This is a genomic window from Halomarina oriensis, assembly GCF_009791395.1.
GTDB classification, from domain to species: Archaea; Halobacteriota; Halobacteria; order Halobacteriales; family Haloarculaceae; genus Halomarina; species Halomarina oriensis.
In genome coordinates this window covers 242630-259735 of the sequence record NZ_WSZK01000015.1, presented here as the reverse complement: position 1 = coordinate 259735, position 17106 = coordinate 242630, and the positions used below count along the sequence as shown (strand labels likewise).

Sequence of the window (17106 nt, the reverse complement as noted above, 5' to 3'; positions counted from 1 at the left end):
GCCGACCAGCGACGGCGGTCGCTCGTGGTCGGAACACAACGCACTAACCACGCCGTAGCCTACGCTTACGCGATGGAACGGCCACGTCTCGCGCTGTTGAACGCCGCGTTCGCCGGCGAGAGCACCCGTCGTAACTTCCGTCGGGAACTGGACGCCGACCTGACGGAGTTCTCCCTGCCCGACGGTCAACTCCCGCCCGAATCGCCCGCCGACGGTCCCGTCCCCTACGACGGTGTCGTCGTCACGGGGTCGAAGGCGTCGGCGTACGACGACGAGCAGTGGATTCACGACGCCCGCGAGTGGGTCGCGGCGGCCCACGACCGCGATCTCCCTATCCTCGGGGTCTGTTTCGGCCACCAGTTGCTCGCTAATGCGCTCGGCGGGACCGTCGAGGCGATGGGCGAGCGTGACACCGAGGCCGGCTTCGAAATCGGCTACCGGACCGTCGAGCGAACCGCCGAGACGCCGCTGCTCGCCGGACTGGCCGACGAGTTCACCGTCTTCACCACGCACGGCGACGTGGTCGCCGAACTGCCACCGGGGGCCGAGGTGTTCGCCGAGAACGAGTACGGCGTCCACGGCTTCCGGGTCGGCCACGCCTTCGGGGTCCAGTTCCACCCCGAGTACGACGAGGCGACCGCCCGCGAGGTGACCGAGGGCAAGGGGTTCCTCGGCGAGGAACGTATCGAGCGCGTCCTCGCGGGCATCACGTCCGAGAACTACGCCGCGGCCTGTGAGGCGAAACGACTGTTCGAGAACTTCACCGACTACGTGCGCGAGGTTCGAGTCGATGCGGCCGCGGACCCGGGGTGACGCCGCTCAGACCGTCCGGTTCCGAAGCCGACGGAACGTCGGGTAGAGCCACCTGTGCTCGGCGAGGGCGAGCGTCCGCTGGGTCCCGAGGAGGACGACCACGGCCGCGACGATGACGAGGCCGTCTGCGAGCGTCGACAGCAGGCCCAGCGAGACGATGAGTGTCGTCGCACACGCCGGTGCGTGCCGGAGGTCCGTCCAGACCATCAGCGCGACGGTGAGCGCCAGCGAGACGACCCCGGCCCCGGCGAGGGCGAGCGCCGCTCCCGACAGCGGTGGCTGGTCGGTGACGACGACGTGCCCGGCGGCCAGCGCGTGGTACGAGAACAGTCCCGCGCCGACGCCGATGGCGTGCCCGCCGACGAGTCGGTCGGGCCGACACTCCTCGGCGTCGGGTCTGAGCGCGAGGACGTACGCCGACGGGCCGAGACTGGGGAACAGCGCGCTCGCGCCGCTCACCCACGTCAGGACGCCCAGCACGGCGAGTAGACCGGCGGCGAGGACGCTCGTCCGGAACGCTTCCCGGTGGTCACCGGTCCGCTGGTACATACACGGACGACACGCGCGACCGACAAATGCGCGGTGGAACTGGTCGGGTACGAGCGCTTTTACCGACGCAACCCTCAACACGACTATGCTCGACTACGTGGGACTGGAATCGGACCTCGACGCCGAAGAGCGGATGATCCGCGACACCGCACGCGAGTTCGTCGACGACGAGGTGCGCCCGGACGTGGGCCAGCACTGGATAGAGGGCACCTTCCCGACGGACCTCATCGAGGAGATGGGTGAACTGGGCTTCTACGCACCCAATCTGGAGGGCTACGGCCTGCCCGGCGTCTCCGAGACGGCCTACGGCATCCTGATGCAGGAACTCGAAGCGTGTGACTCGGGACTGCGGTCGATGGCGAGCGTCCAGGGTGCGCTCGTGATGTACCCCATTCACGCGTTCGGCAGCGACGAACAGAAAGAGCAGTGGCTGCCGAAACTCGGCACGGGCGAGGCCGTCGGCTGTTTCGGCCTCACCGAACCCGAACACGGGTCGGACCCCTCCGGCATGGCGACCCACGCCGAGGCGGAGGACGAGGGCTACCTGCTCAACGGCTCGAAGACGTGGATCACCAACTCCCCCATCGCCGACGTCGCTATCGTCTGGGCACGCGACCGCTCGGCCGACGACGACCCGGTACGCGGGTTCCTCGTCGAGACCGACCGCGACGGCGTCTCGACGAACAAGATAGACGAGAAGCTGTCGTTGCGAGCCTCAATCACGGGCGAAATCGGGCTGAACGACGTCTACGTCCCCGCGGAGAACGTCCTGCCCGAGGTGTCGGGGATGAAGGGGCCGCTGTCGTGTCTCACGCAGGCGCGCTACGGCATCGCGTGGGGCGCTATCGGCGCGGCGCGTGACTGCTTCGAGACGGCCCGCCAGTACGCCACCGACCGCGAGCAGTTCGGCGGCCCCATCGCACGATTCCAGCTCCAACAGCGGAAACTCGCCGAGATGGCGACCCAGATTACGACCGCCCAACTGCTCGCCTACCGGCTCGCCGAACTGAAAGAGCGCGGCGAGATGACGCCACAGCACGTCTCGATGGCCAAGCGTAACAACGTCCGGATGGCCCGCGACCAGTCGCGCATCGCCCGCGAGATGCTCGGCGGCAACGGCATCACGGCCGACTACTCGCCGATGCGCCACATGGCGAACCTGGAGACGGTCTACACCTACGAGGGCACCCACGACATCCACACGCTCGTCCTCGGGCAGGACCTGACCGGTATCGCCGCGTTCGAATAGTACCGCTTTACGCCTCGGGTCACGCTTCGCGTGACCACTCGACGCAGAAAGCTACGCTAACGAGGTCGGACGCTCGTTCGCTGCGCTCTCTCGTCCGAGAACTCCCTCGCTCCACTCGGGAATGCGGGTTTTCCGGTTCGTTTCTCAGCCCTCGTTGGACGTATCCAGTCCCAGCGCCGCGTTCAACCCACAGAAGCAGGTCACGGCGTTGAACGCGAGTCCCGCACTGGCGAGGAGCGTCAGCGTCGCGAGTCCACGACGTCCGCGCAGAACCGCGCCGAGCGTCGACACGGCCAACACGGTGGCGAGGACGGCGCGTCCGATGCGGTCGATGCCGCCGACGTTACGGTCGAGTCCCATACACGCCCTCCGGACTGCACCCGCAAAAGCCCGACTCCGGGCACGGTTCCAGTCGAAACGACACCCTTTCTCCTCGATAGGTCTCTGGAGCGGACAGTAGCTACGGCCGACCCGACTCCGAACGAGATAAGTGCCGGACGGTCGTCGGTTCGGTCGTCCTTCCGCGGTCGGAGCGGCCGCGCCGGTCAGCCTCCGACCGTGCCCCCCGCGTCAGGGGAATCGACCATGACACGAGACGTCTCCGATGCGCTCGCACAGCACACCGACCAGTTCACCGTCGACCGGCAACTCCACCGCGTCCCACCGCACGTCACGCACGCGGTGACCGTCGAGGGCCGGCGCGCGGTCTGTAAACGCGCGACCCACGAGTCGGGCGACCCCGCGACGGAGGCCGCCGTACTACGGTTCGTCGCCGAACACACCGCTCTCCCGGTTCCCGAAGTCCTGTGGACCGGCGAGGACCACTTCGTCGCGGGGTGGTGTGACGGCCTCCCCGGCCCGGTCCGCGAGGACGAGGCGTGGGCACGCCTCGCCGGTGCCGGGTTGGCCCGACTCCACGACGATACCGCCGGCCGGTTCGACCGATTCGGCTTCCCGGTAGCGACCGGGGTATCCGGCCGGGGGCTCGCACTCGTCGGTGCCGGGGCCTCGTGGCCCGAGACGGCGGCGCTGTTCCTCGACCGTGAACGGCGCTACCTCGTCGAGAACGGCTACGACGAGGCGGCGACCGTCGCCGAGGAAGCGCTCGTCTTCGCCCGCGACCACCCCGAGGTGTTCGAGACGCCTGCCGACCCGGTGTGCTGTCACGGCAACTGGCTCCCCGACCACGTCGGTGTCGACGACGGGCGGGTGACCGGTGTCGTCGACTTCGAGCACGCGCTGGTCGCCCCGCCCGCGTTCGACGTCTGGCGGGTCGCACTCCCCGTGTTCGGTGGCGAGGGCGGACTCGACCACCGCTTCGAGGCGTTCCGCGAAGGCTACGAGTCCGTCCGGCCGCTCGCCGATCGGTTCGAGGAGCGTGCGCCGACGTTCTCGCTGTTGAACTTCGTCTCGTACTTCCGGTCGCTGTATCTCCAGGACCAGCACGACGCAGCGGCGACGGCACGCCACGCCGAGCGCTTCGCCGGGCACGTCCACGCGACGCTGGGGGCCTTGCGCGAGCGGGTGGACTGACTCACTCGACGGACTCGGCGCGTCTGAACCGGCCCCACCGGTCGCGTCGGTCCGCCGCCCACCGGTAGCCGCGTTCGCGGGCCTCGTCGTAGCCGGGGAGACTCCGGAGCGTCCCCACCGCGACGCTCGTCGGGACGTTCGAGCGGGCGAGCGTCTGCTCGATGGCCTCGCCACAGGAGTAGACGGTCCGACCGACGACGAGGTGGGCACACGCCTCCCAGTCGCCGGGGAGGAGCGCCCGCTGGTCGTCGGTGAGGTCGGAGAAGCCGACGGCCTCGACGGGGGCGACGCGGACGGCCCAGCGAGCACACCACGTGCAGAACCCACAGTCGTCGTCGTAGACGATTTTCGGGGTGCGACGGCGGTCGTTCACACCCGTCGTTACGTCCCGGTCGCTCGAAAACCCACCGCCGAGGGCGTCACCGACGGAGCGGCGCGTGGCTCACGGCCCGCTCGTGAACCGTCCGGTCTCGGCCCCACAGCCCTCACAGACGGTCACCAGTGCGTCCTTCTCCTCGGTCGGTTCGATACCCTGTGGGGTCCGCCCGCCGCAGTTCTCACACGCTCGGAGCACCTCCGTCTCGCCCGATTCGGCGGGCGCACCGAGTGCGAGTGCGACGACTCGCTCCTCTCCGCGGTTCCAGCCCTGCTGGTACTCGTTCGGCTCGAAACGGACGGCCTCACCCTCGCGGACGACCGTCTCGCCGTCTTCCGTCTCGAACGTCGCCTCGCCCGAGACGACGAAGAACACCTCCTCCTGGCCGGCGTGGCGGTGGTAGCCGAACGCGAACGACTCGCCGGGCGCGAGTTCGTAGTAGTTGAGCGCCATGTCCTCGGTACCAAGTTCCTCGCCCAGCGGGCGGCGGACGCTCGCGGGACTCATCCACGAGTCTACCTCCTCGGTTCGGACGTGCTTCATACACCGCCCGTCGGAGTGCGCCGGGATAGCGTTTTCCACGACGATGGCCCGGTCGTCCACCCGTCGGGAGTCTCGCTCACTCACTACCGTCCGTTCCCCCCTGCGTCTCGCTCACCACGAGGGCCTTAAGTGTGCTACCGACCAAACGCCGGCAATGGCTATCGACCCGAACTTCGCCGAGTCGCGCGAACGCTCCTCGGTCGGCGACTGGCTGGACATCGACGCCGACTACGACGTCTGGGGGGAGGTCGACCAACCCGAACGGCTGGGTATCCACGGCACGCACGTCGCCGTCGACTTCGACATCTGTGACGGCTCCGGGCCGTGTCTGGAGAACTGCCCCGTCGACGTGTTCGGGTGGGCCGACACGCCCGGTCACCCGACCAGCGACCGGAAGGCCGCGCCCGTCAACGAGAGTCAGTGTATCGACTGCATGCTCTGTGTCGACATCTGCCCCGTCGACGCCATCGACGTGGACGGCTCGCGGGGCTGAGACGGCCGTTCTGCGGTGGCGTCGCTGTGGCGGTTGGGTTGTGGTGGCGTAACGGTTCCGCGGTCTGCGTCGTACCGCGAGCCGTGCGGGACCGTGGTCGCTGTCGCTCCCTGCCTCCCGACTCGTTTCACTCGTCGGGACCGGAGGCCCCGCTGGGAACCGGCGGCTTCACCGCCGGTGACGAGACGCGAAGCGTCGAGCGAGCGGGCCGGCTGAACCTCCGAAGGGAGGTGTCGCCAGAAACCTTCGATTTCTGGCTGCTAACCGGAACGGCTCTGCCGTTCTGATGATGAGAAAGTGCTTTCCGTCCAGGGTCTACCAGGGAGCCGCTGCCGGCCAGTGGCCGGCAGCACGCGACTGCAGCAAAACGTGGGCGTCTATCTATCGAGTCGGTCGGTCTGGAGATCGTCCTTGAGGTCGTCGAGCCACCCGTCGTTTTTCAGTTCGTCCATTCGTCTCCGGAAGTGTGAACCACAGAGGCCGACTTTGACACCGCCGCGCTCGACGGAGATGTCTGCGGGGTCGTCGCAGTAGTGGCACTGCATACGCTCGCTACGAGCGGAAGCTACTGAAGAGTTGCGGGTGGGGGGACTATCGCCGCTGTCGACGGACGGATGTAGTCACAGCGAGACCGCGTTCCGAAAGGCGCGGTACTCGTCGCGGTCGAGGCCGGCTCGGCCGAGCACCTCGTCGTGGGCGTCGCTGCCGCCGGTGACGGTGAGGCCGTACTCCTCGATGGCCCGCTCGACGGGACGCAGGTCGACCTCGCGGCCGTAGTCGTAGTGGTACTCCACGGCGTCGAGACGGTCACAGAGCGCGAGCGCGGCCTCGGGGTCGCCGTAGCGGAGCGGGTGAGCCAGCCCGACCAGTCCACACGCCTCCGAGAGCAGGTCGACGCCACGCTCGAAGGAGGGGACGGCGCGGGCGACGTAACAGGGGCCGTCGTCGCCGATGAGGTGGTCGAACGCGCCCTCGTAGTCGTAGGGGGCGTCGCTCTCGGCGACGGCGCGGGCGACGTGGGGGCGGCCGACGCCGGGCTCGAAGGCGACGTCCAGGTCCACGCCCGTCTCCGCCTCGACGAGTGCGACGGTCTTTCGGGCGCGCTCGATTCGGTCGGCCTGGATGCGGTCGGTCTCCGCTCCGAGCGACGCGGTGTCGGTGACCGCGTAGCCCAGCAGGTCGACCTCCTGGTCGCCCGCGTCGACACGTAGTTCGATACCGTGGACGACGGTGACGCCGTCGACGTGCGTGACCGGTGTGTTCAGGTCCGGATGCGTTCGGTCGTGGTCGGTGACGGCGACGACACGAACGTCGTACTCGCGGGCGGCGGCGACCAGCGTCTCCAGCGTGAACTGCCCGTCGGAGTTCGTGGTGTGGGTGTGGAGGTCTGCGACGACCATACGCCGTGTCGGCGAAGCGGCGTCTTCACGCCACCGACTCGTCGCGCTCGGGACGCATCCGAGGGGTCCGTCCGCACGACGACCTCTAGGTCCTAGTACTATCGACCATGATTTATGGTGAACGTTTATGATGGTCGTCGTGGTGTCCTGGAGTATGCGTCCATTCACAGACGCGACCAACCGCTTCGACGCTCACAGCTATCCGGCGACGGCTCAGGACCTCATCGAGGAGTACGGCGAGATGGTCCTCGACCTCCCGAACGGCTCCGAGACGGTCGCCGAGGCGCTCGCACCGATGGAGGCGACGACGTTCCAGGACGCCGAATCCGCCCGTCTCGCGCTGTACAGTTCGGTGTCCAGCAAGGCTATCGGCCGCCGGTTCTACTCCGACCGCGACCCGACGGTGGTGGGTGAGACCGGTCCCGACCAGGTGAGCTTCTAACTCGGGTCCCGAACGAGCAGTTCGACGGCTCTGGTCGGGGTTCTGCCCGCTCGTCTCGCGTCCCGAGAGCCATCGTCACACTGCGTCGACTCCTCCCGTCGTCACACCACGTGACGACGCACCCGTTCGGCGGCGAGTGTCGACACCACTCGTACGCGATGACTGTCGTTCTGTCGGACCGGCGGCGACGGAGCTATTGTGCAGTGTTAGCAAGGGATAGTATGTCGAGCGGACTGGCCGACTCACGCGAGCGTGGCGGGAGGGTACTGAGCGACCGACTGGAACGGACCGTCGTCGCCTGCGAGTGTGGGTTCACCGACGCCCTGCTCCACGGTGAGTGGCGGGCGAGAGCCGACCGAGCACCACGCTCGGGGCATCTGCGCTACCACCTCACGTGTCCGGACTGTGCGACCGAGACGGTCGTCGAGTTGAACCTGTAGCGTCCCGGTCAGACCCAGCGGACGGCGCCGCTCAGGTCGATAGGCGTGTCGCCGTGTCGGTACGCCTCGACGGAGCCGTTCGGACGCATCCGGTAGACGACGGCGGGGCTGTGCGGGAGCGGCGGTTTCTCCGCGCGGATGGTGTTCCACTGGTCGTCGCGGAACGACGAGCAGTCGATACACAGCAGCGCCTCGGGGTGGGCGTCGAGCTGGTCGTCGGTCTTCGCGTCGGCCGTCGCCCGCAACGCCGCGATAGGCGTGTCGGCGACACGACGGGAGGGTGGTCGAGGACGCGTCACCTCGACGAGCGTGTCGGTACGGCGCGGGAGCTCGTGTCGCGGCACGTCGCGGACGCCGTCGCCGACGACGAAATCCAGCGCGTGGCCGCTCTGCAGGTCGATTTCGGGGACGAACTCGTTGTCCGAGTCGGCGAGCAGTTTCGCGGCGTGGAACTCCGCCATCGCCGCGCTCATCCGCGTGAGGTCGACCCGTGGGCTGGTGCCGAGTTTCCCGGCCATCACCTCCCGGTCGGCGTCGAGCGTGCCGGCGGCGAACAGCGACTCGTAGAACCGCAACACCCGGTCGCGGTCGGCGTCGGGGAACCCCGCGGCGTGGTCACGGAAGAACGACCGCGTGCTCTCGCGGCCGTCCTTCGAGAAGAACACCGGGAGGAAGTACCACGCGAGGTGGCGACGTTCGGCGAGCCAGGGGTCCTGTTCGGCGAGGTCGGCGAGCAGTTCGCGCTGTGCCCACCGGGCGACGCCGTAGGGGGCCTCGTCCCAGCCGACCTTGTCGGTCCGCCAGAGCACCTCGGGGGTCTCGGTGTTGCCGAGCCAGTACGCCTCGGGGCGTTCACCCTCCTCGGTGTACCACGCGAACAGCGCCACGTCGCCGTTGTCCATGTCGAGGCGACCCCCCGAGAACCGGTCGGGCGGCGGCGCACGTGTCGTCCCGAACGTCGCTCCGAACCGTTCGTCGAGCGGCGAGAGGAGCACCTGACGGACCCGCCGCTCGGACCACGCTTCGGTCGACCGACGGAATCGCAGTGGACCTGCCACGTGCGTCGGTTCGCCCGAGGCCGGTTAGCAGTTCCGACACACCCGCCGTACCGGACGCCACCGTTACCACTGGAAGGACTCACTGTCCTCTGATTTCCACAGTCGATGTTTCACGAAATTATCCGTTACATTGATACTCAGTAGTTCGCAAGGGTAGGTATACCATGTCAATGGGAGCCTATGACGAAGACGAACACGAGCGCCGTGAGGCGAAGACGGCGTCGGTCGACGCGGATTTCGACGACGAACGCGTCGAGTATCGCGGCACGCTGGAGTACGACTCCGGCGAATCCGCGGAAGCGTTGCTCGACCAGTTCAAGCGGATGAAGTCCCAGTAACTCGGAGTCGACAGTTCTCACGCCCTCGACCGGTGAGCGACGGCGTCCCTCGCGGCGGGCGCTCGTGTCCCCGACCGGCGTCTCACTCCCTCGCCGTCGCGTTCACACCGGTGTCCGTCGCCTCGTCGACTTCGGCTCTGGTCGTCACGAGCACGGCCGAGAGGCCCGCGACCAGCCAGACGGCCACGACGTGCCCGACGATGACCGCGACGATGACGGTCTGGTCCCGGACGAACGGGACGAGCACGAGCTGGGCCGTCGCGAACCCGACGACCTCGAGGTCGGCCCGCCGGAGGACGCGCGCGGTCCCCTCGTCGAACCGGTAGCGGACCGACCGCCACAGTGCGACGACGGCCGCCCACCACGCGGTGCCGATGCGGTAACAGACGTCCCAGAGGACGAGCAGCGTCAGGTAGACGGCGACGACCGGCGGTTCGGTCCCGAAGAGTCGGTCGACCAGCGACGGCGTCTCGGGCGTGCCGGCCGTGAAGAGATAGGTGACCAGCGCGATGAACGCCAGCACCGCCAGCACCACCTCGATGCTGGAGCCGAACAGCAGTCGCTGGTAGGCGTCGGGGAGCCGTTCGGACCTGACGAGGTCCGAGATGCGGAGCATCTCGACGCTCCCCAGCGTGGCGACGACGACGGCGGCGGTCCCCGCCAGCAACGTCTCGGTCGGGAAGTCGTAGACCCACCAGATCAGGGTGATGCCCACCTGGAAGAGGACGAGCTGGAGGCCGATGGCGAACGGCCGCGAGACGTCGATGCCCGGCAGCGCGGTCACGATGGACTCGTAGACCCACGTCTCGCCGAACTCGAGCCGTCCCATTCAGTCCGCTCCGCGCGGTTCGGCGCGTTCGGTGGCGTGTTCGACGCCGACCCGTTCGTCCCGTCCGAGTGCCCGTCTGACCGCCTCGTCGAACGAGGTGGGCGTCACGTCGACGACGGTCCGGATGCGGGTGTCGTCGACGACCACCGGGTTGCGCATCCCGTCGACCAGCGGGCGGGCGACGCTCATCTCCGCGTCCGTCGTCAGCGCCAGCCAGTACGAGGAGAGCCGTGGGGTGAGCACCGGAACCGGGACGATGAACGGTCGTCGCCCGGTCGTCACCTCCGCGGTTCGCTCGATGAGTTCACGGTAGGTCAGCACCTCCGGCCCGCCGATCTGGTAGGTGTTGTCCGCCGTCGCCTCGCTGGCGAGGACGCCGACGAGGTACGCGACCACGTCGTCGATGGCGATGGGCTGACACTCGGTGTCGACCCACTTCGGCGTCACCATCACGGGGAGGCGCTCGGCCAACTGCCGGACGATTTCGAAACTCGCCGACCCGTCGCCGACGACGATGGCCGCCCGGAGGACGGTGAGGTCGGCCTCGCCCTCGCCGAGGACCCGTTCGACCTCGCGGCGCGACTTGAGGTGCGCCGAGAGGCGGTCGCGGTCGTCGCCGAGACCGCTGAGGTAGACGACCCGCGAGAGGGCCGCCGCGTTCGCGGCGTCGACGAAGTGACGTGCGGCGAGCCGGTCGCGCTCCTCGAACTCCTCGCCGGCCTGCATCGAGTGGACGAGGTAGTACGCCGCCTCCACGTCCGCCAGCGCGTGCTCGAAGCTTCCGACCTCCAGCAGGTCGCCCTGCTTCACCGTGACGCCGTCGGGGGGGGTCGTACTCGCTGGGCGTGCGCACCAGTGTGACCACGTCGTGGCCCGCCTCGACCAGTGCCGGAACGAGGCGACTGCCGACGAACCCGCTCGCTCCAGTGACGAGAACTCGCATACCGGACGTAGGGGCGGCGGCCGCTTACTCCTTGGCCTCCCGGTGGTCGCGGCGACGAACGACGTCCTGTTCGGTGTCGGTCCGCGCGTCCCGTTCAGCCCTGCCGGAACGCGTCGGTCGGGGGGGTGGGCGTCGGTCGCGCGTGGCGGGCGCGGGCGGCCGCCCGGCCCGTCCCTTCGGGGTCGTCGACGGGGTACGACTCACCCGACAGCGGCAGGTCGAAGTAGCTCTCGGCGTCGACCGACGAGAGGTCGGGGTCGGCCGCGAGCGTCAGGAACGTCTCCTCGAAGCCCACCCGCGAGGCTTCGACCTTCAGCCCGTAGGCACGCGACCCCACGGCGTCGGTCTGGCCCGACACCTCGTAGAGCATCCCCGCCGCGTTCGTCCGCGGACAGAGCGCGTCGAGATACGACCCCCACAGCGTCGCGTAGCCGTAGCGCGTCACCGTGTCGAACTCGTCCCACGGCTCGGTGACGGTGGCGAGTCTGTCGGCGACCAGTCTGTTGAGGCTCAGCGAGCGGTCGCTCGTCTCCTTGCCGATGAACGGGTTGACGCTGTCCTCGATGGGCCCTTCACCGTCGTAGAACGGGGCCTGATCGAGGTAGTCCTCGCCGAACGCCGCCATGACGCTCATGATGGAGGGTTCGAGCGGGTCGGTGTCGGGGACGGAGGGGATGCCCTGGTGGTGGTGGGTGATGGCGTAGTCCGGGTCCGCTCGGAGGAACGACTCGGTCACGGCGCGCACCTCCGGGGCCAGTCGGAGTCCGCTCGACCGGAGCGTGTAGCCCTCGTAGGGCAGGTCGAGTCGGTACTGGCCGTCGCCTCCGGTCCAGTACTCCTCGGGGAAGAACTCGCGGGGCGCGTTGCCCTTCCCGTGGCCCTTCTTCTCGCCCTTGCCGTTCCCCTTTCCGTGGCCTTTCCCACCGCTGTTGCCCGGTGTGCGACCCAGGTCGTCGAGGATGTTGAAGTCGCGGTTCATGTCGTAGCCGAGCGGCGGGTCCGGCGCGGGCAACTCGTCGGTGCCGCTCTCGGCGTAGTGGTAGTACGGTTCGTACCGCGAATCGTCCTCGTCCCACCTCTGGGTGTTCTGACGACGGGTGATACGGTCGAAGTCGCCGTCCTCGTCCGCGTCCCAGCCGAACATCGCGCCGTCGGGGTTGACGCGCGGGACGACGGTGATGGTGAGGTTCCGCAGGACGTCCTCGTAGCGGTCGGGTTCGGCGACTATCTGCTGGAGCAGTTTGACGATGGCGTCCGTCCCGGCCGGTTCGTCGCCGTGAATCTGCGTGATGAGGTGGACGTTCGTCTCCCCCTCACCCACGGTGACCTCCCACAGCGGGTCACGGAGGCCCGCCGACCGGCCGATGCGCCGGAGGGAGACGAGGTGGCTGGTGCGGTTCAGCAGTCGAAGCTGCTGGGAGAGCTGTCGGTTCGTGAGGTAGGCGTTCGGGTTCGGTATCTCGGCGTCTCGAGCGCTGACGACCGGAACTCCGGCGGCCGCCACCGCGAGTCCGGTCGTCGTGAGGAACTGTCGTCGTTTCATATGTTAGTCGTCACCACTGTTCGTGGAGACGACCACAGTTCTCACCTCTCCGCAATCAACCTACTTATACTACGGGATACGTGAAATTAATCTCCCTCGTCCGAACTCCGCGACAGTTGTAACTGTGTTGATAGTGGGCCGGTCGCGTCGTCACCGAGTCGCGTTCGTGTCGCCGTCGTCCCCCCGTCCGTCGTCCGGGCCGCCGGGGAGTGGGAGGCGTGCGGTCTCGTTCCACGTCCGCTGGTCGACGACGACCAACTCGCTGTGGCCGGCGACGTAGAGGTGGTCGCCGATGTAGACGGCGCGTCGCGGCCGGTCGACGTCGACGTCCGCGACCCGGTCGAGCGAGTAGTCGAACACGTGCCCGCCGTGTTCGGTGGGGAGGAAGAACACCTCCTTGCGGGCGTCGAGCAGGAACGCGTGGTGGTTGTGGGCGGCCGCCGACCAGCGGGCGTCGAGCACGCGTTCGTGAGCGATGGTCGGGTCGGTGGGGTCCCTGGAGTCGAAGACGACGAGTTTGACGCGGCCGTCCTCCTGGCCGACGCCGAGCACCTGGTCGTCACCGAGCGGGTGGAGGTACGTCGAGACGCCGGGCAGTTTCAACGCCCCCTCGACGGTCGGATTCCGTGGGTCCGAGAGGTCGAGCACGTGGTACGGGTCGACCTGCCGGAACGTGACGACGTAGCCGCGGTCACCGTCGAACCGGACGCTGTAGATGCGTTCGTTCACACCCATGCCGGTCACCTCGCCGGTCCGCTCCAGGGTCTCGCTGTCGAGGACGTAGAGGTCGTTCTCGGTCTCGACGTCGCTCCACGGAGCGACGCTCCCCCCGACCGTCGTGGCGACGCGGAGGTGGCCGTCGTGTTCGCCGATAGCGAACTGGTCGAGCGGTTCTCCCGGCACCGACCCGGTCGCCTCCACGGAGAGGTCGTCGGTCGAGACGCGGACGAGGTGGGTGGTCGTCAGCGAGCGTTTCCGGTCGTCGAGGAACTGCTCGTAGCCCTCGGCGATGGCTCGCTGTTTCGTGTGGCGGATCTCGGGTGAGAGGCCGCGGAGCCAGCCGTCGAGGGTGGCCTGCACCTCGACGGCGCGGGCCTGCGGCGAAAGGTCGTAGCCCTCGACCGTCTCCAGTCGGTCGACGACGGGGGCGGGCAGTTCCGAACGCCCGTCGGCCAGCAGGTACTCCAGCATCGCCTCGCGCCCGTCGGTCCGTTCGGTGTAGGTGACGTAGAGCGCGTCGTGGGTCATCGAGACGACCGACCGGTAGGAGCCGACGAACGAGACGCGCTCGCCGATGGCTCCCTCGTGTGGGTCGAGCGTGGTCACGGTGTAGGTGGTGTCGACGGGCATCGGGGCACGCGGGTGGAGCACGTCCGTGCAGGCCACGTCCGCCCCCTCGACGGGTTCGACGGGACACGCCTGCGGTGCCGTCGAGAGCACGAGGAACAGTCGCCCCTCGGTCATTCGGCTGGTCCGGACCTGGGCGTCGAGCGCCCGTTCCCACGCCTGCGTGGGGTTCTCCGGGTCGCTCACGTCGTAGCCCGCGACGCGTTGGTGGCCGACGACGACGAGCGTCTCCCCGACCAGGAACAGTCGGCCGCCCTCGGGGACGTTGGCGACGTGGGCCGGCGAGTCCGCGGGCAACGCGGCGACGACCTGCGTCGCGTCGCCGCGCGTCCCGCTGTAGTAGATGTACCTGCCGTCCGTCTCGATGACGTCCGCCTCGTCGATGCCCTCGACCTGGACGTTCGTCGAGGAGTGGGCGGGCGCGCCGGCGCTGGCGGCACCGTCCGCCTCGGCACGGGGGGCGCTCGCACTGGCGCTCTCGGTCAGCTCGGCCCCGGCGGCAGTGTCGACGACCGCACCGTCGCCGCCCCCGGCGACGCCACCGACCCCGACACCGTAGTAGCCGCCCCGACTCCTCCCGTCGGCGAGGTAGGCGGCGTAAGAGTCGTCCGAGTCGGAGGTGACCAGCGAGAGCGGTTCGTCGGTGTCCGTCCCCGGTTCGGGAGCGGTCAGCGAGTCGGTCAGTGCGGGGCCGACGACAGCCGTCACGCCGGCCGTCGCCACGACCAGCGCGGCGACCAGGACGACGGTGATGGAGGTACGCATACCACCGACCACGTGGTGTGATACCGTACCGGTTCCGTAGTCTCAAACGGCGGTTTGAGGCCGGCTCGACCGACGAGAGACGTGTCGGGGCCGTCCGTCGAACCAGAGGGAAAGGGGAGGTCGGTGCGCCGAGGGGACACCGACGGGAGGAGGAGACGGCACGGGGACCGTCGGAGAGGGGAAGACCCGCCGAGGGAAGACGGGCCGACTCCGGGGAGTCGCTCGCAGCCAGGCGGTTCCGCCGCCCGGCGACGGGCGACCACGGGGACCGGTCGCGGCCGGGACCGGCTGAGGGGACTGGGCGGCTCGTCCGGCGGACGACCGGCAACTACGGCTACACGGGCTACTGATAAACTGCTGACGGAGGTTCAAACGCGTGTTTGACCGACCACTCATACCGGCGCGGTGTCTGCTGTCCGTATGGGCAAGCAGACGTGTGACGGCTGTGGTCGACGCGTGCGGGTCGCCGGTGGCATCGCCAACCTCTGGTCGTTCGACCCCGGCCCGAGCGAGGGGCTGGCGCTGGAACTGGCCGACGGTTCGGAGTGGTTCCTCTGTTTCGACTGTATCGACCGCCTCCCCGACGACCGGGACGTGACCGCGGGCGACGTCGAGGCGCTCGCGGGAGAGTGACCCGACGACCCCGTCGGGCCACCCGTTCCGTGACCGATGCGATTATTCCCGTCGCGTCGCAGGACCGACCGTGAAGCCGTCCCGCATCGTCGAGGAGTTCCCCGCGCCCTCGTTTCGCGGTACGCAGGAGCGAGCGCTCGCGGACATCCGTGCGGCGTTCGAGGCGGGCAACGACGTGGTCCTCGTCCGTGCGCCGACCGGGAGCGGGAAGTCACTGCTCGCCCGCGCCATCGCCGGGTGTGCCCGCCGTGCGGGCGAGGACGACGCCGCCAAACCGGTCGGGGCGTACTACACCACGCCGCAGGTCTCCCAGTTGGACGACGCGCGGCGACGACCTGCTGGACGACCTCTCGGTGGTCCGCGGGAAGGGCAACTACTCGTGTCTCCTGCCGGGCGAGACGACGACGGCCGTCGACCAGGCCCCGTGTGCCCGCGAACGGGGGTTCGACTGCCCGGTCAAACACCGCTGTCCGTACTTCTCGGACCGGGACATCGCCTCCAACCGGGACATCGCGGCGATGACGCTCGCGTACTTCATGCAGATGGCCGGGTCGGAGGTGTTCGGCCAGCGTGACGTCGTCGTGATAGACGAGGCCCACGGCCTCGCGGAGTGGGCCGAGATGTACGCGACCATCGAACTCGGCCCGGCGACGGTGCCGATGTGGGAGACGAAACCGGCCCCCGAAATCGAGGACACCGAGGACGCCGCCACGTACGCCGACGGCCTCGTGACGGTCTGCAAGCGGCGTCAGACCGAACTCCGGAGTCAGGTCGAACTGAGCGAGGAGGAGGTCGCCGAGCGGGACCGCATCGCCGAACTCGTCCGCGAACTCCAGTGGTTCGTTGAGGACGCGCGTGACCCCGAGAGCGCGACGACGTGGGTCGTCGACCAGCACGACGGGGCGGGGTCGAAAGTCGTCGTCAAACCGATGGACCCCGAGCGCTACCTGAAACACACCGTCTGGGACCGTGGCACGAAGTTCGCGCTCCTGTCGGCGACCATCCTGAACAAGGACGCCTTCTGTCGCTCGTCGGGCCTGGACCCCTCGCGGGTCGCGCTGGTCGACGTCGAACACACGTTCCCGGTCGAGAACCGACCGCTCTACGACACGACACAGGGGAAGATGACTTACGACCACCGCGAGGAGACGCTTCCCAACATCGCCCGACTCGTCGTCCGTCTCATGCAGCGCCACCCCGACGAGAAGGGACTCGTCCACGCCCACTCCTACGCCATCGCCGAGGAGTTGGTGCGACTGCTCAACGACTTCGGCGTCGGTGACCGGGTACGGACCCACGACGCCGCGGGACGGGACGCGGCGCTCGACTCGTGGAAACGCTCGGACGGCGCGGACCTGTTCGTCTCGGTCAAGATGGAGGAGGCCCTGGACCTGAACTACGACCTCGCTCGCTGGCAGGTGCTCTGTAAAGCGCCGTACCCCAACACGCGGGACTCGCGGGTCGCTCAGCGCCTCGAAGACGGCCAGTGGGCGTGGTACTACCGCGCGGCCCTGCGAACCGTCATCCAGGCGTGCGGTCGCGTGGTGCGCGCGCCCGACGACAGTGGGGCGACGTACCTCGCGGACTCGTCGTTGCTGGACCTGTTCGAGCGTGCCAGGAGCGACATGCCGCCGTGGTTCGCCGAGCAGGTCGACCTGATGAGCGAACCGACCCTGCCGGCGTTCGACCCGGCGGCAGCCGTCGGCGACGACGGTGGTGACGGCGGGTCGGGCGGCGGTCGTCGCAACCGCTCGCGCTCCCGACAACGGTCGCTCGACGACCACCCGCTGGGCGACGTCTGGCAGTAGCGGT

At 68.7% G+C, this 17106-nt stretch carries 18 protein-coding genes and 2 pseudogenes; 9 read left to right on the top strand and 11 right to left on the bottom strand.

The genetic code is table 11. The features are described from left to right. Positions 1 to 72: 72 nt before the first annotated feature. Positions 73 to 813, top strand: coding sequence for a type 1 glutamine amidotransferase (locus tag GQS65_RS07890; RefSeq protein ID WP_158204093.1), 741 nt, complete (start codon positions 73 to 75; stop codon positions 811 to 813). A gap of 6 nt (positions 814 to 819) precedes the next feature. Here the strand turns inward: GQS65_RS07890 and GQS65_RS07885 are convergent, their stop codons facing one another. Further along, the gene (locus GQS65_RS07885) at positions 820 to 1362 is read right to left on the bottom strand and encodes an HPP family protein (RefSeq protein WP_158204092.1); all 543 of its coding nucleotides are present in this window, start codon (positions 1360 to 1362) and stop codon (positions 820 to 822) included. Between the two features lie 85 nt (positions 1363 to 1447). Here GQS65_RS07885 and GQS65_RS07880 point away from each other — a divergent pair, with 85 nt between their 5' ends. Further along, positions 1448 to 2611, top strand: coding sequence for an acyl-CoA dehydrogenase family protein (locus tag GQS65_RS07880; protein WP_158204091.1), 1164 nt, complete (start codon positions 1448 to 1450; stop codon positions 2609 to 2611). Between the two features lie 144 nt (positions 2612 to 2755). On the opposite strand, the gene GQS65_RS07875 is transcribed toward GQS65_RS07880, so the two are convergent. Further along, the gene (locus tag GQS65_RS07875) at positions 2756 to 2971 is read right to left on the bottom strand and encodes a YgaP family membrane protein (RefSeq protein WP_158204090.1); all 216 of its coding nucleotides are present in this window, start codon (positions 2969 to 2971) and stop codon (positions 2756 to 2758) included. A gap of 225 nt (positions 2972 to 3196) precedes the next feature. Here GQS65_RS07875 and GQS65_RS07870 point away from each other — a divergent pair, with 225 nt between their 5' ends. Next, on the top strand, positions 3197 to 4144 hold the full coding sequence (locus GQS65_RS07870; protein ID WP_158204089.1) for a phosphotransferase enzyme family protein: 948 nt from the start codon (positions 3197 to 3199) through the stop codon (positions 4142 to 4144). Position 4145: 1 nt separating this feature from the next. On the opposite strand, the gene GQS65_RS07865 is transcribed toward GQS65_RS07870, so the two are convergent. Both GQS65_RS07865 and GQS65_RS07860 read right to left on the bottom strand, forming a co-directional pair. Beyond that, a complete protein-coding gene (locus tag GQS65_RS07865) occupies positions 4146 to 4517 on the bottom strand; it encodes a DCC1-like thiol-disulfide oxidoreductase family protein (protein ID WP_368279957.1) in 372 nt (123 codons plus the stop codon). Between the two features lie 69 nt (positions 4518 to 4586). Then, complete coding sequence (locus tag GQS65_RS07860; RefSeq protein WP_158204088.1) at positions 4587 to 5063, bottom strand: cupin domain-containing protein; 477 nt, start codon at positions 5061 to 5063, stop codon at positions 4587 to 4589. 154 nt (positions 5064 to 5217) lie between these two features. Between GQS65_RS07860 and GQS65_RS07855 the strand changes: the two genes are divergently transcribed. After that, positions 5218 to 5556 (top strand): 4Fe-4S dicluster domain-containing protein, encoded by a 339-nt coding sequence (locus GQS65_RS07855; protein WP_158204087.1) that lies wholly within the window; start codon positions 5218 to 5220, stop codon positions 5554 to 5556. Positions 5557 to 5933: 377 nt separating this feature from the next. Here the strand turns inward: GQS65_RS07855 and GQS65_RS21360 are convergent, their stop codons facing one another. Together GQS65_RS21360 and GQS65_RS07850 are read right to left on the bottom strand one after the other, a co-directional pair. Continuing rightward, entirely contained in the window at positions 5934 to 6101 is a 168-nt protein-coding gene (locus GQS65_RS21360) for a DUF6757 family protein (RefSeq protein WP_199268421.1), read from the bottom strand. A gap of 75 nt (positions 6102 to 6176) precedes the next feature. Beyond that, entirely contained in the window at positions 6177 to 6956 is a 780-nt protein-coding gene (locus GQS65_RS07850; RefSeq protein ID WP_158204086.1) for a PHP domain-containing protein, read from the bottom strand. Positions 6957 to 7110: 154 nt separating this feature from the next. On the opposite strand from GQS65_RS07850, the gene GQS65_RS07845 reads away from it, so the two are divergent. Both GQS65_RS07845 and GQS65_RS07840 read left to right on the top strand, forming a co-directional pair. Further along, entirely contained in the window at positions 7111 to 7398 is a 288-nt protein-coding gene (locus GQS65_RS07845; RefSeq protein WP_158204085.1) for a DUF5789 family protein, read from the top strand. A 221-nt stretch (positions 7399 to 7619) separates the two neighbouring features. Further along, positions 7620 to 7838, top strand: coding sequence for a hypothetical protein (locus GQS65_RS07840; RefSeq protein WP_158204084.1), 219 nt, complete (start codon positions 7620 to 7622; stop codon positions 7836 to 7838). A gap of 8 nt (positions 7839 to 7846) precedes the next feature. Here the strand turns inward: GQS65_RS07840 and GQS65_RS07835 are convergent, their stop codons facing one another. Beyond that, entirely contained in the window at positions 7847 to 8896 is a 1050-nt protein-coding gene (locus GQS65_RS07835) for a DUF5784 family protein (protein ID WP_368279955.1), read from the bottom strand. Between the two features lie 164 nt (positions 8897 to 9060). Between GQS65_RS07835 and GQS65_RS21355 the strand changes: the two genes are divergently transcribed. After that, complete coding sequence (locus GQS65_RS21355; RefSeq protein ID WP_233265058.1) at positions 9061 to 9234, top strand: DUF5786 family protein; 174 nt, start codon at positions 9061 to 9063, stop codon at positions 9232 to 9234. Between the two features lie 82 nt (positions 9235 to 9316). On the opposite strand, the gene GQS65_RS07830 is transcribed toward GQS65_RS21355, so the two are convergent. From GQS65_RS07830 to GQS65_RS07815, 4 genes and pseudogenes are all read right to left on the bottom strand, one after another. Next, positions 9317 to 10063, bottom strand: coding sequence for a DUF7530 family protein (locus tag GQS65_RS07830; RefSeq protein ID WP_158204083.1), 747 nt, complete (start codon positions 10061 to 10063; stop codon positions 9317 to 9319). Further along, positions 10064 to 11006 (bottom strand): annotated as a pseudogene (locus GQS65_RS07825) (NAD(P)H-binding protein). 94 nt (positions 11007 to 11100) lie between these two features. Then, positions 11101 to 12549 carry a M14 family zinc carboxypeptidase gene (locus tag GQS65_RS07820; protein ID WP_158204082.1) on the bottom strand — a complete coding sequence of 483 codons (1449 nt, stop codon included), beginning with the start codon at positions 12547 to 12549 and terminating at the stop codon, positions 11101 to 11103. Positions 12550 to 12699: 150 nt separating this feature from the next. Further along, positions 12700 to 14661, bottom strand: a complete 1962-nt coding sequence (locus GQS65_RS07815) for a beta-propeller domain-containing protein (protein WP_158204081.1) — start codon at positions 14659 to 14661, stop codon at positions 12700 to 12702. A 420-nt stretch (positions 14662 to 15081) separates the two neighbouring features. Between GQS65_RS07815 and GQS65_RS07810 the strand changes: the two genes are divergently transcribed. Both GQS65_RS07810 and GQS65_RS07805 read left to right on the top strand, forming a co-directional pair. Beyond that, the gene (locus tag GQS65_RS07810) at positions 15082 to 15294 is read left to right on the top strand and encodes a DUF7561 family protein (RefSeq protein WP_158204080.1); all 213 of its coding nucleotides are present in this window, start codon (positions 15082 to 15084) and stop codon (positions 15292 to 15294) included. 70 nt (positions 15295 to 15364) lie between these two features. Next, positions 15365 to 17102 (top strand): annotated as a pseudogene (locus tag GQS65_RS07805) (helicase C-terminal domain-containing protein). The last annotated feature ends 4 nt before the right edge of the window (positions 17103 to 17106 follow it).